Annotated in this window: 20 protein-coding genes; 11 read left to right on the top strand and 9 right to left on the bottom strand. The window is 72.4% G+C overall.

From position 1 onward, the window contains the following. Positions 1-114: 114 nt before the first annotated feature. Positions 115-1,065, bottom strand: coding sequence for a MerR family transcriptional regulator (locus UWG_RS0106090; RefSeq protein ID WP_016906314.1), 951 nt, complete (start codon positions 1,063-1,065; stop codon positions 115-117). 246 nt (positions 1,066-1,311) lie between these two features. Next, positions 1,312-3,165: an SDR family oxidoreductase gene (locus UWG_RS0106085; RefSeq protein ID WP_016906313.1), complete on the bottom strand. Its 1,854-nt coding sequence runs from the start codon at positions 3,163-3,165 to the stop codon at positions 1,312-1,314. Positions 3,166-3,639: 474 nt separating this feature from the next. Here UWG_RS0106085 and UWG_RS0106080 point away from each other — a divergent pair, with 474 nt between their 5' ends. From UWG_RS0106080 to UWG_RS0106065, 4 genes are read left to right on the top strand one after another with little or no spacing between them, the layout of a single operon-like run. Beyond that, positions 3,640-4,650, top strand: a complete 1,011-nt coding sequence (locus UWG_RS0106080) for an ABC transporter ATP-binding protein (RefSeq protein WP_016906312.1) — start codon at positions 3,640-3,642, stop codon at positions 4,648-4,650. Then, positions 4,647-5,600, top strand: a complete 954-nt coding sequence (locus UWG_RS0106075) for an ABC transporter permease subunit (RefSeq protein WP_420235614.1) — start codon at positions 4,647-4,649, stop codon at positions 5,598-5,600. Before UWG_RS0106080 ends, UWG_RS0106075 begins: the two co-directional genes overlap by 4 nt. Further along, the gene (locus tag UWG_RS0106070) at positions 5,597-6,514 is read left to right on the top strand and encodes an ABC transporter ATP-binding protein (protein WP_016906310.1); all 918 of its coding nucleotides are present in this window, start codon (positions 5,597-5,599) and stop codon (positions 6,512-6,514) included. The genes UWG_RS0106075 and UWG_RS0106070 overlap by 4 nt, the downstream gene beginning before the upstream one ends. A 15-nt stretch (positions 6,515-6,529) precedes the next feature. Beyond that, entirely contained in the window at positions 6,530-7,255 is a 726-nt protein-coding gene (locus tag UWG_RS0106065; RefSeq protein ID WP_016906309.1) for an ABC transporter permease, read from the top strand. A 601-nt stretch (positions 7,256-7,856) separates the two neighbouring features. Here UWG_RS0106065 and UWG_RS0106060 read toward each other — a convergent pair. Next, the gene (locus UWG_RS0106060) at positions 7,857-8,522 is read right to left on the bottom strand and encodes a GntR family transcriptional regulator (RefSeq protein ID WP_016906308.1); all 666 of its coding nucleotides are present in this window, start codon (positions 8,520-8,522) and stop codon (positions 7,857-7,859) included. Between the two features lie 216 nt (positions 8,523-8,738). Between UWG_RS0106060 and UWG_RS29540 the strand changes: the two genes are divergently transcribed. Next, positions 8,739-9,242, top strand: coding sequence for a hypothetical protein (locus tag UWG_RS29540; protein ID WP_016906307.1), 504 nt, complete (start codon positions 8,739-8,741; stop codon positions 9,240-9,242). 766 nt (positions 9,243-10,008) lie between these two features. Here UWG_RS29540 and UWG_RS33330 read toward each other — a convergent pair. The 3 genes from UWG_RS33330 to UWG_RS0106030 all read right to left on the bottom strand — a co-directional run bounded on the left by UWG_RS33330 (position 10,009) and on the right by UWG_RS0106030 (position 12,201). Further along, complete coding sequence (locus UWG_RS33330) at positions 10,009-10,317, bottom strand: MFS transporter (RefSeq protein WP_193386414.1); 309 nt, start codon at positions 10,315-10,317, stop codon at positions 10,009-10,011. A gap of 472 nt (positions 10,318-10,789) precedes the next feature. After that, positions 10,790-10,984 carry a hypothetical protein gene (locus UWG_RS34090; protein ID WP_029391207.1) on the bottom strand — a complete coding sequence of 65 codons (195 nt, stop codon included), beginning with the start codon at positions 10,982-10,984 and terminating at the stop codon, positions 10,790-10,792. Positions 10,985-11,457: 473 nt separating this feature from the next. Continuing rightward, a complete protein-coding gene (locus UWG_RS0106030) occupies positions 11,458-12,201 on the bottom strand; it encodes a FadR/GntR family transcriptional regulator (RefSeq protein ID WP_016906304.1) in 744 nt (247 codons plus the stop codon). 202 nt (positions 12,202-12,403) lie between these two features. On the opposite strand from UWG_RS0106030, the gene UWG_RS0106025 reads away from it, so the two are divergent. The 3 genes from UWG_RS0106025 to UWG_RS0106015 all read left to right on the top strand — a co-directional run bounded on the left by UWG_RS0106025 (position 12,404) and on the right by UWG_RS0106015 (position 16,788). Then, on the top strand, positions 12,404-12,790 hold the full coding sequence (locus UWG_RS0106025) for an ArsR/SmtB family transcription factor (RefSeq protein ID WP_016906303.1): 387 nt from the start codon (positions 12,404-12,406) through the stop codon (positions 12,788-12,790). Beyond that, the gene (mgtA, locus tag UWG_RS0106020; RefSeq protein WP_016906302.1) at positions 12,774-15,695 is read left to right on the top strand and encodes a magnesium-translocating P-type ATPase; all 2,922 of its coding nucleotides are present in this window, start codon (positions 12,774-12,776) and stop codon (positions 15,693-15,695) included. The genes UWG_RS0106025 and mgtA overlap by 17 nt, the downstream gene beginning before the upstream one ends. A 217-nt stretch (positions 15,696-15,912) precedes the next feature. Further along, positions 15,913-16,788, top strand: coding sequence for a hypothetical protein (locus UWG_RS0106015; RefSeq protein WP_016906301.1), 876 nt, complete (start codon positions 15,913-15,915; stop codon positions 16,786-16,788). Between the two features lie 577 nt (positions 16,789-17,365). Here UWG_RS0106015 and UWG_RS0106010 read toward each other — a convergent pair. Beyond that, complete coding sequence (locus UWG_RS0106010; RefSeq protein WP_016906300.1) at positions 17,366-17,827, bottom strand: VOC family protein; 462 nt, start codon at positions 17,825-17,827, stop codon at positions 17,366-17,368. Between the two features lie 126 nt (positions 17,828-17,953). Continuing rightward, positions 17,954-18,244 carry a hypothetical protein gene (locus tag UWG_RS29530; protein WP_157838536.1) on the bottom strand — a complete coding sequence of 97 codons (291 nt, stop codon included), beginning with the start codon at positions 18,242-18,244 and terminating at the stop codon, positions 17,954-17,956. A 162-nt stretch (positions 18,245-18,406) separates the two neighbouring features. On the opposite strand from UWG_RS29530, the gene UWG_RS0106000 reads away from it, so the two are divergent. Both UWG_RS0106000 and UWG_RS0105995 read left to right on the top strand, forming a co-directional pair. Beyond that, positions 18,407-18,622: a winged helix-turn-helix domain-containing protein gene (locus UWG_RS0106000; protein WP_016906298.1), complete on the top strand. Its 216-nt coding sequence runs from the start codon at positions 18,407-18,409 to the stop codon at positions 18,620-18,622. Between the two features lie 438 nt (positions 18,623-19,060). Then, positions 19,061-19,636, top strand: a complete 576-nt coding sequence (locus UWG_RS0105995) for a TerD family protein (protein ID WP_016906297.1) — start codon at positions 19,061-19,063, stop codon at positions 19,634-19,636. Between the two features lie 280 nt (positions 19,637-19,916). On the opposite strand, the gene UWG_RS0105990 is transcribed toward UWG_RS0105995, so the two are convergent. Further along, positions 19,917-21,167, bottom strand: coding sequence for a helix-turn-helix domain-containing protein (locus tag UWG_RS0105990; RefSeq protein WP_016906296.1), 1,251 nt, complete (start codon positions 21,165-21,167; stop codon positions 19,917-19,919). 151 nt (positions 21,168-21,318) lie between these two features. On the opposite strand from UWG_RS0105990, the gene UWG_RS0105985 reads away from it, so the two are divergent. After that, positions 21,319-21,735, top strand: a complete 417-nt coding sequence (locus UWG_RS0105985; RefSeq protein ID WP_029391206.1) for an ATP-binding protein — start codon at positions 21,319-21,321, stop codon at positions 21,733-21,735. The last annotated feature ends 185 nt before the right edge of the window (positions 21,736-21,920 follow it).

The following is a 21,920-nucleotide window of genomic DNA, read 5'->3' as shown; positions in this document are numbered from 1 at the left end:
CAGCGGGCGGGCGCGTGCGGCACGACGCGGGGCAGCGGGCGGGCGCGGTGCGGCACGACGCGGGGCAGCGGGCGGGTGCGGTGCGACCGACGAACGCGTACCGCGTGCCGGCTGCTAGCCGTCCGCGGGCTGCGACGCCCGGGACGAGGCGTCGACTTCCGGGCCGCTGGCCGTGAGGTGGTCCATCGTGCGTGCGTTGACCTCGCGTTCGGCTGCCGCCGTGAGGAACTCCCCGACGTGTTTCTCACCGACGAGGCGGCCGACCGCCTCCACGGTGCCCGCCGGCAGGCGCACGGGAACGAGACGCTCCCCGCTCGGGGAGGGTGCCGCGGCGGCCGACCGCAAGTGGTCGCGGAGGTTGCGGGCGGCGAGAAGACGCATGGCGCGGGCGAGTTCGGCTTCCACCGCCTGCTGGGCGAGCGGGCGGAGGCGCCGCACGAGTTCGGCGGCCTCGGCAGCGTCCTCCTCCCCCGGGCGGCCCGCCAGGTAGCGGATGAAGACGTGCTCGTTGGTGAAGTCGAGGAACCGGGCCGCGATGTGTTCCATCTGGCCTCGCAGTTCCCGCAGATGCTCGGTGACGGCGAGCAACGGGACACCGGCACGGTGGAGTTCGGCGGCGACGGCAAGCTCCTGCGGGCTCGGCACGAGGAAGTCGCCGGGTGCCTCGGGGACCGGTACGAGCACCCCGAGGGCGACCGCCTCCTCGACGGCCTCGTCGTGTCGGCCTCCCTCGAAGAGCGCGTCGAGTTCGGCACGCGAGACCCTGCCGGAGACTTCGTCGGTCCACGGCCCCTCGACCTCGGCGACCAGGCCGAGCACTCCCCCGAGGCCCCGGCCCTCGTCCCAGGCGCTGAGCAGCTCCTTTATCGACGCCAGCGTGTATCCGCGCTCCAGGAGGTCCGCTATCTGGTGCAGCCGCGCGAGGTGGGTGTCGTCGTAGACGTTGGCCCGACCGCGGCGCTCCGGCCTGGGGAGAAGACCGCGATCCTGGTAGGCCCTTATGGTCCGCACGGTGGCGCCGCTGCGTTGCGACAGGTCCTCTATGCGGTACTCGGTCTCCGCCATCGGGTCTCCCTTCTCCTCACGGGCCGTCCTCACGGGCTGGTGCAACCAGTCTCCACAACAAGCGCGTCGGCGCGTCCGGTGGCTGCCGCCCGACAGCCCTCGTGGTCGTCGACGACGGACCGCACCTGGCGGCCTTGCAGCCGGCCACCGACCGCCGCTCGTGGCGGGCGGACAGCCACGGCGGCCGTCCCACCGGGGCTCCGACCATCCGCCGGCCCGGGGTGGAGGCAAGCCGGCGTGTGCCTTTCAGGCCCGCTCCCTCCCCGTGCGCTCAAACCCCTTGGCCAGGCCCTGCTTGGAGGCTCCGATCGGTGGATTCACCCTCGCGAACGCACGCAGCGATCTGGGCAACACCTTCGAGAGGAAGCGGGCGCTCCGGGCCTCCGGGGTCACGGCCACCACCGCCTGGTTGCGGACGACCGCGCGCACCACGGCCCGCGCCACCTTCTCCGGTGGGTAGTTGCGTATGCGGTACAGGCGGGAAGTGCGTCGGCGGAGGGTCTCCTCCTCCCTTTCGTCCGAGCCGACGAAGTGAGCGGTGCCGGCTATCCCCGTGCTGACGATGCCCGGACATATGGCGGAGACTCCGATGTCCTGGCCGGCCAGCTCGGCCCGTAGGCACTCGGAGAGCATGAGCACGGCGGCCTTCGAGGTGGCGTACGCGGGAAGGGCGCGCGAGGGCTGGAAGGCCGCGGCCGAGGCGGTGTTGACGATGTGTCCGCCCTGTCCGCGCTCCGCCATCTGCCGACCGAAGAGCCGGCAGCCGTGGATGACGCCCCACAGGTTGACGTCCAGAGTGCGCTGCCACTCCTCGACTTCCGTGTCGAGGAAGGAGCCCGTGACCCCGATGCCGGCGTTGTTGACGAGTACGTCGACGGTGCCGTACTCCTGCGCGACCTTCTCCGCGAGCTCCTCCATCGCCTGTGCGTCGGACACGTCGACGTTCTCCGACCAGGCTCGGGGAGCGCCGATCAGTCTGGCCGCGTCGGCGGCCCGCGCAGCACCCTCGGCGTCCCGGTCGACGGCGACGACGCGCGCGCCCGCCTCCGCGAACGAGAAGAGAGTGGCGCGCCCGATCCCGCTCGCGGCACCGGTGACGAGCACAAGCTGCCCGGCGAACCTGTCGGCGTGCGGGCTGCGCGGCTCCTCGGCGGGCTCCGACGTCCGGCCGCGATGCCGGGCGTCGACGAACTCCTCGATCCAGGAGGCGAGTTGGTCCGGCCTGGTGCGGGGGGCCCAGTGCCTCGTAGGCAGGGTGCGGCGCGTCAGCGAGGGTGCCCACTCGTCGAGGTCGTCGTAGACGTGCCGGCTGAGGAAGATGTCGCCTGTGGGGGTGATCAGTTGCACCGGGGCGTGGGCGTAGCAGTCCTGGCGGGGGCGGCGGAGCCTGGTGCGGATGTTGTCCCGGTAGAGCCAGGCTCCGTGCGAGGCGTCGCGCGGGAGCGAAGGCGTCGGGTACGGGCCGGCGGGGACCTTCTCAAGACGCTTGAGGATCTTGGGCCAACCCTTGCCGAGCGCTCCACGCCAGGCGATTTCGGGGAGTGCGGGGGTGTGGAGCAGGTAGACGTACCAGGATTTCGCGCTCTGGCCGAGGAGTTGGGCCGCCCGACGCGGGGTGGGGCGCGTGGCGCGGCGCTTCATCCAGTGGCCGAGGTGGTCGAGCGAGGGCCCTGAGACAGAGGTGAAGCTCGCGATACGCCCCGACGCCCGCTCCGCTGTGGCGAACTCCCATGCCTGCACCGATCCCCAGTCGTGGCCGACGAGGTGGACGGGCTCGCCCGGGCTCACCGCGTCGGCGACCGCGAGGAAGTCGTCGGTGAGCTTCTCCAGGGTGAAGCCGCCGCGGAGCGGCTTGGGAGCGGTGGAGCGGCCGCAGCCCCTGACGTCGTAGAGGACCACGTGGAACCGCTCCTGCAACCGCTCGGACACGAGTGACCAGACCTCTTTGCTGTCCGGGTAGCCGTGCACCAGGACGATCGTCGGCCGCCTCGGATCGCCGAGCTCGGCCACGCACAGCTCCACGTCGCCGCTGCTCACCCGGCGTTCGCGCGCTCCCTTCAGCAGGACGGCGCCCTCGGGGCGCCTCGTCGCCTTCCGCACTCTCCCCACCTCGCTCTCTCGCGGGGCACCGCCCCGCACCGCTGACCGGTCGCTCGCCCTTCCCGTCGCCCCGCGCGGCCCCGCGCCGGTGCACACATCCGGCCTGGCCCGCTACGCGCCGCGGGGCACGGCCCCGGCCGAGGAGCTGCCCCTCACCGACCAGGAGCCACGCTCGAACTACGTTGCCGCCGGGCCGACTTGGCCCGACCACCGCACAGCCGCGACGTTGACACCGATGAATGTGACAACGCCGTCTGAGAGAGTCAAGGGAGGCGCCACAGCCTGTGGATAACTCCGCCACTCCTGGGCGTGAACCTTCGGAACGGCGGAGCGGACCGCTCCGGGCGGCGCTCCTCGCTTCGTCGCAGGTCCCGTAGGGGCGGGTACGACCTACGGCGGAGAAAGGGCTTGCGGGACCGGTCCGTTCGTCGGACGCCACACGGTTCCGAGGCGGTTAGCGTCGTCGATGTGAATGTGATTGCGACAGACGGCCTCGGCAAGCGGTTCCCCGAAGTGACCGCGCTGGACCGGCTGACCGTCGGCATCGCACCGGGAGTAACCGGCCTGGTGGGCGCCAACGGCGCCGGCAAGTCCACCCTGATCAAGATCCTTCTGGGTCTCTCGCCCGCGACCACGGGAAGCGCCACCGTCCTCGGACTGGACGTGGCGCGAGAGGGCCGAGCGATCAGGGAACGTGTCGGCTACATGCCGGAGCACGACTGCCTGCCCCCGGACGTCACCGCCACCGAGTTCGTCGTCCATCTGGCACGGATGTCCGGGCTGCCGCCGGACGACGCGCGCGAGCGCACCGCCGACATCCTGCGCCACGTCGGCCTCCACGAGGAGCGGTACCGCGCCATGGGGGGCTATTCGACGGGCATGAAGCAGCGCGTCAAACTCGCGCAGGCCCTCGTGCACGATCCGCAGCTCGTCCTGCTCGACGAGCCGACCAACGGCCTCGACCCCGTCGGCCGGGACGAGATGCTGGCGCTGATCCGGCGGGTGCACGCGGAGTTCGGCATCTCGGTGCTGGTCACGTCGCATCTGCTGGGGGAGTTGGAGCGGACCTGCGACCAGATCGTCGTCATCGACGGCGGCCGGCTTCTCCGCGCCTCCGCCACCCGGGAGTTCACTCGCGAGGCAGCGGCACTCACCGTCGAGGTCACCGACACCGACGCCCATCCCGACGGCACCGAGACGCTGCACACCGCGCTCGGGGCGGCCGGTCTCAGTGTCACGCGCGGGGGTTCCTCGGCACCGGGCTCGCCCCGGCTGCTCACCGTCGAGGCGGACGCCGAGGGCGCCGTCCAGGACACCGTGCGCGACACGGTCGCCGAACTCGGCCTGGGGCTCGTCCGCATGGAACAGCGCCGGCACCGCATCTCCGAGGTCTTCACCGAAGGGGAGGCAACCGAGGGGACGGAGGCCGTCCCGCCGCAGAACGCGCCGGCAACCACCGAGACAGCTGCCGGGAGGCGACGTTGAACACCCCGAACACGCCACCTGACGCACGAGCGGCGGGCACCGGCGCCCCTGCCGGAGTGGCGCCCGGCACGGGCGACTCCGCGGCCTCGATCCACGACATCGGCTACCGCAACTACACGGGCCGGCGCCTCGGCGGCGGCTACATACTCCGCTCGCTGCTGGTGCAGACGCTCCGCGGTGTCTACGGCCTCGGCAGGTCGGCGAAGTCGAAGGTCCTGCCGATGTGCCTCTTCGCCGTGATGGTGCTGCCGGCGGCCATCGTCGTCGCCGTGACCGTGGTCACCGAAGCGTCCGACCTGCCGTTGAGCCAGTCCGAGTACGTCCTGACGATGCAGCCGGTCATCGGGATCTTCCTCGCCGCGGCCGCACCGCAGGCGATCTCGCTCGACCTGCGCCACCGCACCACACCGCTGTACTTCTCCCGACCGCTGGAGCGCAGCGAGTACGTCACCGCGAAGTACGGTGCGCTCGCCGCCGCGCTCTTCGTCTTCACCGCCGTGCCGGCGGTCGTGCTCTACGCGGGCGCCCTGCTGGCGAAGCTCGACTTCGCCGATCAGACCGGCAACTTCGCCCTCGGCCTGGTGATGTGCGCGCTCTTCTCCGTCCTCCACGCCGGGATAGCGGCCGCCATCGCGGCGCACACTCCGCGCAGGGGCTTCGGCGTCGCGGGCGTGATCGTCGCCTTCACCGTGCCGTACTTCCTCGTCAGCGCGCTCCAGGGGATCGCCTGGGACCAGGACGCGTTGGGGGTCACCGGCTGGATTGGCCTCGCCTCGCCGGGGAGCCTGATGGACGGCATCCAGGCCACCTTCCTGGGCGGCGGGTCGACCTTCCCTGGCGGCCGGACGCCGCCGCTCGGCGAAGGCGCGGTCTACCTGCTGCTCACCGCCGCGTTGATAGCAGGAAGCTACTTCCTTCTGCTGCGCCGCTACCGAAAGGCCGGACTGTGACCACCCTGCACATCGAAGGCGCCTCGCGCTGGTTCGGCAACGTCGTCGCCGTCAACGACGTCACCTTCGACGTCTCGCCCGGCGTCACAGGTCTGCTGGGCCCGAACGGCGCAGGCAAGTCGACACTGATCAACATGATGGCGGGCTTCCTCGCGCCGTCCAACGGCTCGGTGACGCTCGACGGCGCCGCGGTCTGGCGGAACGAGCAGGCGTACTCGCACCTCGGGCTCGTTCCCGAGGCCGAGGGGATGTACGACTTCCTCACGGGGCAGGAATTCGTCCTCGCCAACGCGGAGCTCCACGGGCTCGCCGACCCCGGCGCTGCCACCCACCGGGCGCTCGCCACCGTCGACATGGAGCACGCGCAGGACCGCCGTATCTCGACCTACAGCAAGGGCATGCGCCAGCGGGTCAAGATGGCGTCCGCGCTCGTCCACGAGCCGTCCGTGCTGCTGCTCGACGAGCCGTTCAACGGCATGGACCCGCGTCAGCGCATGCACCTCATGGAGCTGCTCAGGCAGATGGGCGAGCAGGGCCGGACGGTGCTCTTCTCCTCGCACATTTTGGAGGAGGTGGAGCAACTCGCCTCGCACATCGAGGTGATCGTCGCCGGCCGGCACGCAGCGAGCGGCGACTTCCGCCGCATCCGCCGGCTGATGACCGACCGCCCCCATCGCTACCTGGTCCGCTCCGACGACAACCGTGCACTCGCCGCGGCGCTCATAGCGGACGCGTGCACCTCGGGCATCGAGTTCGACGAGGCGGAGAACGCTCTGCGCATCCAGGCCGTCGACTTCGGCCGGTTCACGGCCGTGCTGCCGAAGCTCGCCGCGGAGCGGGGCATCAGGCTCCACACGGTCTCGCCCTCGGACGAGTCCCTGGAGAGCGTCTTCTCGTACCTCGTCGCGGCCTGAAGGGACTAAGCAGCGATGTTCGACCCCACCGTCGCCCGGCTCACCTACCGAGGGCTCCTCGGACGCCGCCGGGTGTTCCTGCTCAGCGGGCTGCCACTGCTCCTGCTGGTGATCGCGGCGCTGGTGCGCGCCACCGTCGGCGCGGACGACGCCGTCACCGCCAATCTCCTCACGGGCTTCGGCGTCGCCACGATGGTGCCGCTGATCGGCGTGATCGCCGGAACCGGCGCAATCGCACCGGAGATCGAGGACGGCTCCGTTCTTTACCTCCTGGCGAAACCGCTGAAGCGACCGACGATCATCGTCAGCAAGCTGATCGTGGCGATAGGCGTCTCGGTCGTCTTCACGGCGGTGCCGATGCTCCTCGCGGGCTTCGTACTCAACGGCAACAGCGGGCAGTTGGCCGTGGCGTTCGCCGTCGCCTCCGCCCTCGCCTCGGTCGCCTACAGCGCGCTCTTCCTGCTGCTCGGCACCGTGACCAGGCACGCCGTCGTCATCGGCCTCGTGTACGCGCTCATCTGGGAGGCGCTCGTCGGGAGCGTCGTGCCGGGGGCGCGCGTGCTCAGCGTCCAGCAGTGGGGGCTCTCCCTCGCCGAGCGGATCGCCGCCGACGGTACGGGGGTCAGCTCCAGCGTCGGCCCCGTCGCCGGTGTCGTGCTGCTCGTGGTCGTGACGGTACTCGGCGGCTGGTTCGCAGGTCGCAAGCTGCGGACGCTGAGCCCTCAGGCCGGGGAGGCGTAAGGGCCGCGCGCCCGTCGACCAACGGCCGGGCGCGGGCGGCCCCTTCGGGCCCGCGTCCGGCGGAACGCCGCACGGCCGCCGCCGGGGGAGCCGCGCCGACGGCCGAACGCCTCGGGCGCGGCTCAATCCGTCGAGGCGCGAGGCGAGTTGAGCCGCAGCGCACAAAGAGAGCCACCGGCCGCGCGGCAACAAGGCGAAAGGCGACGAGCCCGATCACGTCGTACGGGGACTCGGTCCAGCGCCGACGCGCCGGGAAAGCCACGCCGCCGCTGCCGTCCCGGGGGAGAGCGGAACCCTCGGTCCCGGCCCAAGACGCCGGTGTCCCAGGCGAGTTAGACCGCACTACACGACGAAAGCCGTCTCCACACGGGGAAACCAGCAAGGCGACAAGTACGCGCCGGCTGCTTCGGTCGCACCTCCCGGACTTCCGCACGTTCGGCCAGGCCGACCCGGACGCAATCACCCACGCTCGACCATCACTCGCGCAGGACTCATGGCTGTCGCACTCCCTGCGCCGACCTCCCGAAAAGCGTGATGCGCTGACCACTTGAGTTCGCCGCTCCCCACCGGCAGGACTTCCGCGCCGGCCACCGCGTACGGACTACGCTCCCTGTTCCTCGTCGAAGACGCGGAGAAAGGGCCGGTTCGATCCGATGATGTGCTCCTCGATCACGCGGGCGCTCTCCTCGGCGTCCCCGGTGCGGAGTACCTCGACGAGAGCCCGGTGGTCCTGCAGGAACTGTTCCAGAGCGCCCGTGCGGCCGGTCTGGAGCGCCAGATGCATACGGATGCGCATGTGGATGGCCTCCCACATGGTCCGGACGGCCTCGGAATCCGCAGCGCCCACGATCAGTGCGTGGAACCGGATGTCGGCGTCGTTGAAGGCTTCCACGTTCTCGCCGGCCACCGCCTGCTGCATGTCGTCCAGCACCCGGTCGAAGCGCTCGAAGTAGGCCGCGTCATAGCTTTCCAGGGCGGTGCGCAGAGCGAACTGCTCCACCTGTACGCGCACCGGCAGCAGAAGGTCCTCGACCTCCTCCCTGGAGACCGACGCCACCTCCGAGCCCTTGTAAGGGACGGAGACGATCAGCCCCTGGAGCTCCAGGACGAGCATCGCCTCGCGCACCACCGAACGGCTGATGCCGTACTCGTCGGCGAACATCTGCTCAGTCAGACGCGTCTTGGCTCTGAGCTCGCCGGAGAGGATCTTCGACCGGATCTCCGCCGCGAGCCGGTCTTTCATCGAGACCTGGACCAACTTGGCCATGCGGTGACCTCCTAGGGTTGAGTTGATTATCCACCGTCGATTGTCGACAATGACGCCCGGTCGACCGCTGCCGTCGCGGCGGGAACCGGGGCCCGGTGCCCACCGGCCCGGAGGGCGACAAGGCGGCTTCCCCGAGTGTGGGGCAGGAGCGGCAGACGGCTTCCCGGCCACGGCCAGGCGAACGCCCTGCGGGGATCATCACGAGGAGGAACCGAGATGCAAATAGCCTGGAAGTTCGGACAACTGGCGATCACGGCTGAGGAGATCGACTTCGTGGACCCGGCCGAGACGGGTCCGGACGTGCGGGAGCGGGGGTTGCGGATCGAGTTCCGCGTCGCGGATGAACATCGGGAAGGCAGCATCTACGCTTCTGACCGCTGGACGGTGCAGCCGGCGTTCTGCCGTCTCGACCTGCTGGAGTCCGGGCCGGGGCGCGGCGACCGCGTTCACTGGCACCCGGCCGTCGAGGACGGCGAGCCCGGAGACCGCGTATTCGACTCCGCCCTGACGGCCGACCCCGTCGCCTGGATACGGGAACAGCTCCAGGACCTCCCTGCCTTCCTTCGGCGTACCGGCAAGCCGGACCTTGCAGTCGACTGGGAAAGCCTGGACGCCGAACGGGACGGCATCATCGACTGGCTCCAGCACGCGCACAGCCGCTCGCGGCGCCCGTGGCCCGCCGCTTCCCATGACGAGCGGGGACTCGCCCTGAAGTCCTGAAAAACCGCCCTGCCAAGGCCTCATACGGACCATCCGCCCGGACGGATGGTTGTGGCCGCCCTACCTGCCGGGCGTGGCAGTCGTCACGCGCGTCCCCGAGGGACGCACCATCCGCCGGACGATCGCCGGTCTCGTCGCCGGAAGTTGCGCCGGCATCATGTTCTTCTTCGGCGCCCTCTCCAGCTATGCCCTCCACCAGACCACCGGCGGGGGGCAACGCGCCCAAGCCGCCGAGCGAGCGGGGCGACGACTCCGCCGTCGCGCAACTCCTGAAGAGCATGCCGGGCGGGCGTGTACCGGCCGTCGTCCACTTCGCATTGTCCTCGCCACCCACCTCGACACCACCTCGTTCAGCGTGGCGGCGGTCTCCGCGAACAACCTGCCCAGCGACGCCAATCCGCCCGCGTACTGCGGCTGTTCCTGGTCGCACGGAGCCGGACGCGTACTCATCAGCGGTGTCGAACCACCATCGGACCCGCAGCGGCGAGCGAGGTGGGAAGCTCCGCCGGACTTGTCCAACGCGCTTGCGACAGCCGCCCGTCGAGGCCGCGGACGCCGGTAGTCCGGCCCCGACGTCCGGCTCGGCACGGTGGCCGGACACTCCCGCACTCCGACCAGCTCGCCCGCCGGGGGCCACGCACGCCGCAGCCGTCACCGCCTCACTCGCCGACGGCCACCGTCCGGTCCATCCCCGCGCCCAGCCCGAAGAGCCCGAGGGTCACGCACACGCCCAGCATCAGCATGATCGGCACCCGCCAGCCGCCGGTCAGCTCATGGACGGCGCCGAGCGACAACGGGCCTGCCGCGGCGAGGAGATAGCCCAGGTCCGGGACATGCCGGAGAGCCGCGCCGTGGTGGCGGAGTCCGCCGAGCGAAGCACCATGAGGGTGAGAGCGAGCCCCAGCGCCCCGCCCTGCCCCGTCCCGATCAGTCCGGCCCGCACCCACGCGCCGCCGGACGGCGAGACCAGCAGGCCGGTCACCCCGGCTGCCATCAGCGACGACACCACGACGCCGAGGAGCCGTCGGTCCCGCATCCGGCCGGCGAGCGTCGGAACGAGGAAGGTGCCCAGCATCTGCATCAGCGTGGAGAAGGGAAGACAAGACCGGCAGTCCGCCCCGACGTGCCGTCGTCGGTGAGGATCGTCGGCATCCAGGCCATGGCGAGGCAGACCATCATCGACTGGAAGCCCATGAAGAGCGTGACCTGCCCAGACGAGCCAACTGCGCCCGAGCGTGCGCCCGTTGCCCCGGGCCGCCGGTGCCGGCCCCGGGACTCCGCTCGCACCGGCCTCGACGCGACCACACCGCATGACGGCGCCGCTGGGAGCGGAGCCGCCCCCGTCCGCCGTGACCCGCCGGAGACGCCACCGGCCCGCGCCCGTCGCCCACCACCCCGTCGACCACGCCGCGCGACGGCGACCCGGACCGGCCGCAGGAGCGCGGCGACCGCAGCAAGGAAGGCCCAGGAGAGGAGCGAGCCGCGCCACCCGCCGAGCAGCCGTCCGAGCGGCACCGCGAGCGCCGCCGAGACCGTTGCGCCGAGGATCATGCGCGTCGGGAGACGGCGGTCATGCCGGCCTCGCGGTCGGGGAACTCGCGCTTGATCAGCCCCGGCATCAGCACGTTGAGCAGGGCGATGCTCGCCCCGACGAGCGCGCACCCGCCGAAGAGCGCCGCCATCTCCGGCGCCACGGCGCAGCGCGACGCCCCGTCGAGGAGCACGAGCGACCCGGCGAGCACCGCCTCCGTGCCGAGCCTCCGCTCCAGCCACGGCGCGCGCGGAGGCGAGCCCCGTGGCGAGTACGGGAAGCGTGGTCACCAGGCTCGCGACGGTCGCCGTCATCCCGAAGCTGTCGGAGATCTCCCCCAGCACGGGCGCGACGCCGCCGAGCGCGGCCCGCAGGTCGAGGAAGGCGAGCACCACACCGACGAGGAGCAACAGGCCCCCTCGGAAGGGCGTTGGCCCTGCGCCGACGGGCGGGCGCCCGGCCGGCCGCGCGTCGTCCGGCGTTCGGTGGCGGGCAGCGCACTCGGGCCTCCGCCCGGTATCGGGGGGTGACGCCGTCGCGTGCGCGGCGCCGGTCGCTCTCTCCGCGCTGTCCGCCTCTGTCGCCATGTGCGTGCGGTCCTCTCCTCCACGTCGTACGGATGGCGGCCGGACGGGCGTCAGCCGCACCGGAGTTCCGGGCCCGTCGACCGGGCCGCGGGCCGCTTCACGCCGCTGGGCCGCCGTCGAGCAGCTCGTCCACGACCCGCCGCGGCTCCTCCAGCACGGCCCGCATCGCCCGCTCCGCACGCTCGGGGTCTCCGGCCTCGATCGCCTCCAGCACCGCCGCGTGGTCGCGCGGTGCCAGGGGGAGCGTCTGTTCGTCGCGGAGCGACGGACGGCGGGTCTCGCGGAGCGAGGTGAGGAGGGCGTCGCGCACGGAGCCGCTCAGCCACCGGTACGTGGCGCTGAGCGCGACGTTGTGCGCCGACTCGACGAGTGCGACGTGGAACGCGGTGTCCTGCTCGGCGAAGAGTTCGTACTGCCCCGCCCGGGGGCGCTGTTCACCGTCGACGTGCGTCCCCAGCGTCTCGAGCGCCTCCCGCATCCGCGCGATGTCGGCCGGCTGCCGGCGTGCGGCGGCCAGCCGTGCGGCCTCGGTCTCCAGCGCGATCCGGAGCTCCAACACGTCGCGTACACCGGCTCGTTGGACGCTCCGCATCACCTCGCCCGCGTCGGAGGCCGAGACGACGAAGGTGCCCTCGCCTTGCCGCGACCGCAGCATCCCGGCGTGGACGAGGACGCGTACGGCCTCCCTGACGGTGTTCCTGCCGACCTCGAGCTGTTCGGCGAGGGCGTGCTCGGTGGGTATGCGCTCGCCCACCTTCCATTCCCCGTCGGCGAGTTGGTCGCGTAGCTGAGCGACGACCGTATCGACGAGGGACTGCCGTCCCGCGGCACGCAGTACCACCCGGACTCCTCTCACGCAGCAGCGAGCCGCCCCGGCGGGCGCTCCCTCCGATTGCCCAGTCATCCTACGATTCCCGGCCAGCTCCCCCGATGCCTACACTGAGCGTCACCAGGGCGGGGCAGCGGTCCGGGAGAGACTTCCGGGGGCAACGGCGCCGAGGCAGCAGCCGCAGCGTCGCCGGTCCGGGAGAGGTGGGGTTTCGGTGGCGGCGCAGAACGGCGGCTTCGACGAACCGACGAGCACCCCGCACGGCGACCCGTCCAGCGAAGTGCTCGCCGAGGCGGCGGCCGCTTTCGGGCTCCTCGCCTCCCCCGCCCGCCTCCACCTCGTCTGGGCGCTCGCCCAGCACGAGTCCGATGTGAGCCATCTCGCACAGCGCGTCGGCGGCACCCTCCCCGCCGTCAGCCAGCACCTCGCCAAACTGAAGCTCGCCGGGCTCGTACGCTCCAGACGCGAGGGGCGCCGAGTGGTGTACCTCGTCGACGACCCGGACGTCGTGACACTCGTCCGCTGGCTCGTCGGGCGGCTGAGCGAACGCGGCGGCCACGGAACCGAAGCGCCGGGGACCGCGCATGGCCTCGGAGCCTGACCACCGCACCAGGCCGAACCAGCGCCTCCCGGGCCGCCGGACGGGCCCCGCGCCGCGCTCCCTGCCCGTCTCCTACGGAGCCACGGGCCCGCCGCGGACGGCACCGGACCCCGCAACGGCCGGCACCTCCCTCGAAACCCTCCGCCACCTGGGCACAGGACCGCGCGGTCTCCACGAGGCCGAAGCGGAGGGGCGGTTGGCGCACTGGGGCGAGAACGCGCTCCCCGACCGCGGGACCCCGTCGTGGCCGCGGCGGCTGCTGCTGGCGCTGCGCGACCCCTTCGCCGCGGTGCTGCTCACGCTCGCCGTCGTCTCGGCAGCGGTCGCCTCGTGGGGGACGGCGTGCACCATCTCGCTGCTGGTGCTCGTCGGGTCGGGGCTGCGGGCAGCGGGCGAGCACCGCGCCGACCGCTCGACGTCGAGGCTGCGCGAACTCCTCGCCGCCACCGCCACCGTGCAGCGCCGGGCCGCGGAGGGCGCGCCGTCCGCCGTACGGGAGCTCCCCGTCGACGAGCTCGTGCCCGGCGACGTCGTCCGCCTCGCTCCCGGCGACGCGGTCCCCGCCGACCTCCGCCTGCTGCGCGCCTCCGGGCTCACGGTGCGGCAGTCGGCGCTGACGGGCGAGTCGGCGCCGGTCCCCAAGTACCCGGTCGAGGAGCCCGACCGGGACCTCGGGCCGTTCGAGGGGCCGCACCTGTGCTTCCAGGGCAGCAGCGTCGCCGCCGGTACGGGGCGGGCCGTCGTCGTGGCGACGGGGGCGCGCACCCGCTTCGCCTCCGCCTACCGCCGGCAGCGGCGGCGGGGCGGCGGGGCCTTCGACCGGGCGGTCAGCCAAGTCGCGTGGATGCTCATGCGGTTCATGCTGCTGCTGCCGCCCGCCGCCCTCCTCGTCGACGCGCTGCTGCGCGGACGGGGCCTCGCGACGCTGCCGTTCGCGGTCGCCGTGGCCGTCGCGCTGACGCCCGAGATGCTCCCCGTCGTCGTCTCGACGGCGCTGTCGCGGGGCGCGGCGCGGCTCGCCGGGGACGGCGAGGTGCTCGTCAAGCGCCTGCCCGCGCTCCACGACCTCGGTGCGGCCGAGGTCCTCTGCACCGACAAGACCGGCACGCTCACGCAGGGCCGCCCCGTCCTCGACTGCTCGGTGGACGGTACGGGCACCGCCGAACCGCTCGTCGCCCACTGGGCCGCCGTCAACAGCCTGTGGACGCTCCAACTGGCCGACGCGCCCCACCCGGACGCACTCGACGAGGCACTGCTGGAGGCGGCGGAGGAGACCGTCGCCGATCCCGCCTCACCATGGGCGTACGAGGGCGTCGACGCGCTGCCGCTCGACCCGGCGCACCGCAGCGCCTGCGCCGTGGTGCGCACACCGCAGCGCGCCGGCTTCCACACGCTCGTCAGCAAGGGCGCCCCGGAGCAGATCCTGGAGCGCTGCACGGGCCTGCGCCTCCCGGACGGCACCGAGCGCCCTCTCGACGAGCAGGAGCGCAGCCGACTCCTGCGCCGTGCCGCCGACTTCGGGGACGACGGGCTGCGCGTCCTCGCCGTGGCGGCAGCGGAGCGCCCGGCACGGACGACGCGGTACACCCGGGCCGACGAGAGCGGTCTGACCCTCCTCGGCTACGTCGGCCTCCGCGACGCACCCGACCCCTCGGCCGCGGAGGCGCTCGCCGAGCTCGCATCCCTCGGCGTCTCCGTGAAGCTCCTCACCGGCGATCACCCCGGCACCGCGGCGCGAGCGGCACGCGATCTCGGCCTCGCCGCGCACGGGCCCGCGCACCCCGCGACACAGGAGTTCGGCCCTCCAGGCGTCCGCACCCCGGTTCTCACCGGCGACGCGACGGACCGCCTCGACGACGCCCAACTCGCCGACGCCGCCGAGCGAACCGACGTCTTCGCGCGGTGCACGCCGGAGCAGAAGGCCCGCGTCGTCACCGCGCTGCGCGCCCGGGGGCGCACCACGGCGTACCTGGGGGACGGCGTCAACGACCTGCCCGCGCTCCAGTCGGCGGACGTCGGCCTCGCCCCGCGCGACGCGGCGCCCGTGGCGCGCGAGGCGGCGGACATCGTGGTGGCCGTCGGCGCGGCGAAGGACCTCACCGCCGTCACCGGGGCCGTCACGGTGGGCAGGCGGTGCGGGGCCAACCTCGGTGCCTATTTGAGGGCCGTCCTCTCCTCCAACCTCGGCAACGTGCTGGCGATGCTCGTCGCCGGGCTCCTGCTGCCGTTCCTGCCCATGTTCCCCGCGCAGGTCCTCGTCCAGAACCTCTGCTTCGACGCCGCCCAGCTCGCCTTCGCGTTCGACCGGCCGGCCCCCGTGTCGCTGCGGAGGCCCACGGCGCTGCGCCCGCGCGAACTCCTCGGCTTCGTCGCGGGTTTCGGCCTGCTCAACGCTGTCGCCGACCTCGCGACCTTCGCGGTGCTCGCGCTCGCCGTGCACGGGGCGCTGGGACCTGGCGGGCAGGACGAGTTCCACGCCGGCTGGTTCACGGAGAACCTGCTCACCCAGGCGCTCGTCATCCTCCTGCTGCGTACGGGGCGCGCGCCGTACGCGCCGGGGTGCGGTGCCGTGCCGCGCCCCGTGCTCGCGGCCGTCGCCGGACTCGCCTGCGTCGGCGTGGTGCTGCCGCTCTCGCCGCTCGCCCCGCCGCTCGGCATGACGGGTCTGCCGCCGCTGTACTACGCGCTGCTCGTCCCGGTGCTCGGGCTCTACGCCGCCGCTCTCGTCGTGGCCCGGCGCCGGTACGAAAGACGGCGTGAACTCGCCGCGTACAGTGAGGGATTCGGCCACCCCGCACACGGGGACGTCGCAGAGCGCGACGCCGCACGAGTCGCGGGCAGGGCGGTGCCCTCTCGCTTCGCCGCAGGTGAGGAAGGGACGCGGACGGGTAGGGATGTCGCGTGAAGGCGACGAGTCGGCAATCCACCCGACCGAGCGTGACCAACTCGCTTTAGGGATTGCGCAATCCGGGAAATAGAATGGCGAGTGCAGCACCGTTCACGCTCGCCTGCCGGAGCGGCTCCCCGCCGGCCGGTCGAGGAGGCGGAGCGGTGCACGCACCGCCGCCCGCAGCAAGGCCGCCGGGCGTACGCACGCCGTTCCACTGCAACCGGGGGTGTCCATGGACCGCGCCAACCGTCTCAAGGCGGAGGACAGGCCGGAGTTCGAGAGGGTACTCGACGAGGCGATCGGCTCCGATGAGATCGAATCCCTCCTCGACGCTCCCGAAACCCGCCTGGACGCCCGCAGGCTGCGCGCCCGCGCGCTCCGCGCGACCGACTCCGTGGCAGCACCGGCCGCCCCCGAGTACCGCGCCTACCTCGCCCGCAGGCGCCCCCGCCCGGCCCGCTCCGGCATCCCCCGCCGCAGACACCCCGACGAGCCGCACGCCCCCTGGACGACCCGCGCCGTCCTCCAGGCGCTCGGCGCCATCGTCCCCTCGCTCGCCGCCATCGCCGCGCTGGTCTTCCTCGCGGGCGGCTACGGCCTCCGGATACTCAGCGAACCCCCGCCGCTCGCCGACGGGTTGGTCACGGCGGGCTGGACGACTCTGGTGGTGGCGCTCGTCGCGCTGCTCGCGGCCCTCGTGGGCGTCGCCGTCGGGGCGCTGCGAAACCGTCCGCTCCACCGGCACGGCCCCGTCTCCCCCGAGGCGGCGCAGGCGGAAGACGAGGCACGCGAAGCGTGGCTCACCGCTCTCCGGGACCGCGGCGTCCTCCCGTACCTGCGCAAGCAGCTCAGGCCCGGCGGCGGCCAGCGCTCCAACACCGGTGATGCGCCCGCTCGTTCGGCGCCCTCCGCGGGCGTTACGCTCCCGCCGCAGCGCGGCACCGGCACCGGCACCGGCACCGGCACCGGCACCGACGAAACGGAGGACGACGGCACCGAGGACGGCCCCGGGTACGCCGCTCCCGACTTCTCCAGCCCCGACTTCGCCACCCCCGGCTTCCGCAGCCTGCGGAGCGCCCCGGGGGACTCGGAGCGGACGTCGGACTGAGACGGGACGACCGGGCGGCGGGGCGGGGACGTGGTTGTTTCCCGTGAGTTGGCGCGCGGCGACGCAGTCACGGCGGGCGTGCTCGCGTCATCGGCGGTCTCGCGCGGCCCCGTCGAGGCCGGCGTCCCGCGCCCGGCATGCGGCTTTCGGCATCCCGCGTCCGGCGCCCCACGTCTCCCGTTCCCATGTCCGGCGTCCGGCGTCCGGCACCCGACGTCCTACGTCCCGCGACCTGCGTCCCGCATCCAGTCCGGCGCCCGATGCTTGGCGCCCGGCATTCCACGTCCGGCACCAGCGTCCGGCGCCCCGTGTCCGGCATGCGGCTTGCCCGACACCCTCGGCGTCCATGCCCGGCGCCCTCTCGGCGTCCCGTGTACCGCACCGGCGGCCGGCACCCAATGCTCGCCCCGGCATTCCACGTCCGGCACCACGCGCCACGCACCCGTCGCCGGGCGTCTCCACGCCCGATGTCCGAGGCACCGCATCCAACACCGCAGCAGCAACCCGCGCTGGCCACTTGAACGTTGTGCCCCTCCGCCTGATCTCGCACGACCGCCCTCGACCCGGCGGCGCTGCTTCAGTGCACGCAGAACTCGTTGCCTTCCGGGTCCGTCATCACCGTCCAGCTCCCCGCCGGTTCCTCGACGTGCGCCTCGACGCGGGCGCCGAGGGCGCGGAGGCGCTGCACCTCCGGATCGCGGGCGCCTTCGGGGCCGTGCAGGTCGATGTGGAGACGGTTCTTCGCCGTCTCCTCCGGCAGTGGGACGCGGTTGAAGAGCAGGCGGCGGCCGAGTCCTGTGCCGCTCTCCGGGTCGTGCGGGTCGGCGGGATGGCGCACCGCGGCGGCGTCCCGCCAGGCGTCGCGCTCCCGGTGGCGGAGCACCAGTTCCGGGGTGATCGCGCCGAGCCCCAGGAGCTTGCCGATGAGGACGCTGTGGTCCTCGAACGTGTAGTGGAGTGCGGCGGCCCAGAACTCGGCCTGCGCGTGCGGGTCGTGGGCGTCGACGACGAGCTTCCAGTGCACGGGTTCCGGAGTCATGCGCACAGTTATAGGTCCCGGCACTGACACCGACGCCGCATCCGGGGAACGCGCAGCTATGGAAGCGGGTGCTCCGCCGCCGCTGCCCGGCGCCCAACGATGCGCACCCGTCGCCGGTTTGCGCGCCTACTCCTCCATTCCCAGGCGTTCGCCGCGCAGCTCAGCAACGTACAACGCATCCTGTAGCGACTGGTACAGCGTCTTGGCCAGGTAGCGGACCTCGATGGGCTCCGCGGCTCCCCTCGCGAGGACCGTGTCCGCGAATTGCAGCGTAGTTCTCGCGTTCTCGGTGAGCGTGGACTCAGCATTGTCCGCGAGTGCAGCAAGCATGCCGTCTTGGTCGTCGGAGACGAAGAACGCCGGTCCGCCGTTCGGCGTGCGCCACGGCGCGCGGCGCATGTCGCGAGGGTTGGACACGTCGATCGCTCCTCTTCAGCGGTTGGCCATGCCCCGGGCCGGTCACACGGTCGCGGGGGTTCTCCACGAGCCACCCACTCTATACCGCCACACTCCACTGTATGCCACACTACGGGACCACCTGTAGCGGCGTGCGGCGGCAGAGGGCCGCACTCTGGCACTGTGACAGAGATTCAGTACGAGTACGTCAAGGTCGCTGACGCCGTGGCGGAGGAGATCCGCACCGGCCGACTCCCGAAGGGTGCGCGGCTACCCAACGAGCGGGACATGGGCGCTCAGTACGGCGTGGCACCCGGCACGGTCCGCCGGGCGGTGCGGGAACTGCGTGACCGGGGATTGGTGGCCACGCTCCCCAACAAAGGGACGTTCGTCGTCTGACGGTTCGTACCTCCGCCGGCCAGGGCATGTAGCACCGCAGAACCGCAAGTGAGAAGCGTTCGGGTCTTCACCACCAAACTCCCCGAAGGGCTCGGCTCTCGCCGCGACCCGAGCATCGAGGGCGCGGAGGGGCTTCGCCTCCGATTCGCATTGCCTTCGAGGCCTTGCACGTCTGTGTGCGACGGCGCGTACTTCTCTCCGACAGGCCCCAGCTCGTCGAGCCGAACTACCCCGCGCACTCAACGAGTTCGGCGCAGGGTCGCCACAAAGCCCCGCGCGGAGCGGAACCCGCCGGTCAGTCGCAGTTAAGTGATTGCGCAATCTTGGAACTCCGCGCGCGCCCGGCCCGTTCACCACGCAGCAGCACACCACCCCGCGTATCACCCGCACCGCACGCGGGACGGTCCGCGGCGGCAGAGAAGCAGTGGAGGTATTCCCATGGGTGTGACCCTGTCCAAGGGCGGCAACGTCTCGCTGAGCAAGGAGGCCCCCGGGCTCACCGCCGTCATGGTGGGCCTCGGCTGGGAGGTCCGCACCACCACGGGTGCCGACTACGACCTCGACGCCTCCGCACTCCTCTGCGACGCGGCCGGCAAGGTCCCCAGCGATCAGCACTTCGTCTTCTTCAACAACCTGCGCAGCCCCGAGGGTTCGGTGGTGCACTCCGGCGACGACCTCACCGGCGGCAGCGGCGGGGACGACGAGCAGATCCAGGTCGACCTCTCCCAGGTGCCCGCCGAGGTCGAGAAGGTCGTCTTCCCCGTCTCGATCTACGACGCCGAGGAGCGGAACCAGAGCTTCGGCCAGGTCCGCAACGCCTTCATCCGCGTCGTCAACAGCGCCGACGGCTCCGAACTCGCCCGCTACGACCTCACCGAGGACGCCGCGACGGAGACCGCGATGGTCTTCGGCGAGCTCTACCGCCACGGCGCCGAGTGGAAGTTCCGCGCCGTCGGCCAAGGCTACGCCTCCGGACTCGCGGGCATCGCCCAGGACTTCGGCGTCAACGTCTGAACCGGCCCGCGCGGCCCGGCGACACCGTTCGGGCCGCGCCGCGGTACGGCCCGCCTGCGCCTCCAGCGAGGCCGGGTGCTCCACGACGACGCGGCGCAACGACTCGCCCGGTCCGCCAACTCGTCGTTGCTCGGGCGCTGTTGCTCCGCTCCTGCGCCTCTCCGGTCATCGTCCTGCGTGGATCAGAGTCGCGGTGTCGCGTGGCGGAGAGCGCAGAGAGGTTGGGTGACCTCTTGCGGACGCTGTACGCCAATGAGACGTGGGCGAGGGAGCTGTGCAACTACGTGAGCAACAAGTGCCCGTAGTCAGCCAGCACTTCGCGCGCCTCGGGTACGTTCTCGTGCCGCTTCAGTCGGTGCAGGACCGTACGGGCCCTCTCCGCCGTGCGCTCCGAGGAAATATCCCCGGACGTGTCGATGACGCGGCGGGCCTCTTCGGCGGCCTGCTCGGGCTCGTTGGCGTCGGCCAGTGCCACGGCCAGCCACGAGCGGTACAGCGCGACCTCCCGGGCGTGCGTGGCGTCGTACCGTCCCAGCACGTGCTGAAGCAGCGGCACCGCACGCAGCGGGCGGCGCAGTTCGGTGAACACCCGGGCGTCCATGACCTCCAGCTCTTCGCGGTTCACCCAGTACGCCCACGTCGGCGCCGGAGGGCCGTCCGTGGTGTCCAGGGCGGCGTGCGCCTCCCCGAGCGCCCGTAGAGCCGGTTGCGTCTCCCCGGCACGCGTATGCGCCCACGCCACGCGATCGAGGAACAGGGCGCGTGTCGTGGCCGGAGCGTCCGGCCCGGCCTCCGCAACGGCTGCCTTCGTCCACTCCAGACCCTCCCGCTCCCGGCCGCTGTTGGTCAGATGGTAGCCGAGGCTGCCCGCGAGCTGTGCAACCAGCGGCGCATCCCCGGCCTGGCGGGCGGCCGAGAGGCCGAGCCGGTAGGTGTGCTCCGCTTCCTCGCCCCGACCGGCGTCCGAGGCGATCCACCCGGCGATCTGCCCCAACTCCCCGACCTGCACCAGCAGGCCACGCCCCGTCTCCTCGGAATGCTCGGACTCGCGGTACAGCCGGACGGCGGCGCGCAGCTCACGGAATGCGGGGGCGATCAGGTCCCCGCCGGACAGCACGTCGTCCGCGAGCCGGAGGCCGTGCACGCGAGCCGCCAGGCCCTCCACGGTGGTGGCACCGACCCGACGGCCGCGGGGAGCCGCCAGGGGCTCCAGCGCGTCCCCGTCGGGCAGTAGGTCCGCGAGGGTGGCCGCGATCCGGGGCAGTCCGGCCTGAGCGTCCCCCCGGGCGTACGCGGCTGCTTGCTCCAGCTCACGCAGCGGCACGCCGAGTACCCGCGCGAAGGTGGGCAGCCACACATCCGGGATGCGCTCCCCGCGCTCCCACCGGGAGACCTCGTTCCGCGTGAGTGACTGGGCGCCGGACACGGCGCAGAGCACGGCGGCGAACTGCCGTTGCGAGCGGTCGGAGTGCCGCCGCAGACCGGCGAGGTAGGCGCCGAACTCACGGCGTCGGTCGGCGGTGTCGCTCATGGTGCCCCCCCTTCTGTATTCAGTGTGGCCCCTCCCTGGCCCCCGGTTGGCTCCTCCGCATGATCACGCCCCCCGGTTACCTGAACGCGAAGCGCCCCGGCGACCGCGCGAACGGCCCCGGGGCTGGCCGATCTGAAGGAAGCAGACCGACATGCCGCAACCTACAACCCCGGCCCGTCAGACCGGGCGCGCCAGGTACAGCGAGACCCTGCCCCGCCAGCCGGAAAGTGCCGCGACCGCGCGGCGCCTGCTTCATGCAGCCTGTGCTGTCTGGGGGTTGAACGACTTGGCCGAGGACGGGGCGCTGATCGTCTCCGAGCTGGTGGCCAACGCCGTACAGCACGCCCGCCGGGAGTCCATCCGAGTCGTCATCGACCACCGCGACGCCGCACGGGTGCGGGTCGGCGTCGCGGACCTCTCCCGGGCGCGGCCGGTGGAGCACGAGGCGGACGGCAGCGAAGAGGGCGGGCGCGGCCTGCGTCTCGTCGCGGCGCTGGCCGCCGACTGGGGCACGGATGAGCGACGCTGGGGCAAGATCGTGTGGGCGGACCTGGAGGGGCGCGGGTGAGGAAAGAGCCCCTGGGCCGCAGTGCGGCTCGCGCCCATCTGCCGCAGTTGATCGGTCTGTTCGGTACGTACGGGTGCCTGCGGTTCCGCACGGCCCCTGCTGAACCGAACCCGCCCGCCGTCGGCGGAGAGCCCGAGGACAACGCGCAGCACTGACTGCTCCACAGCGCGGCGAAGCCCCGGCTC

This window comes from Streptomyces xiaopingdaonensis, from assembly GCF_000262345.1.
Taxonomy (GTDB): domain Bacteria; phylum Actinomycetota; class Actinomycetes; order Streptomycetales; family Streptomycetaceae; genus Streptomyces; species Streptomyces xiaopingdaonensis.
The sequence above is the reverse complement of the archived record's forward strand: the minus strand, read 5'-3'. Positions and strand labels throughout refer to the sequence as shown.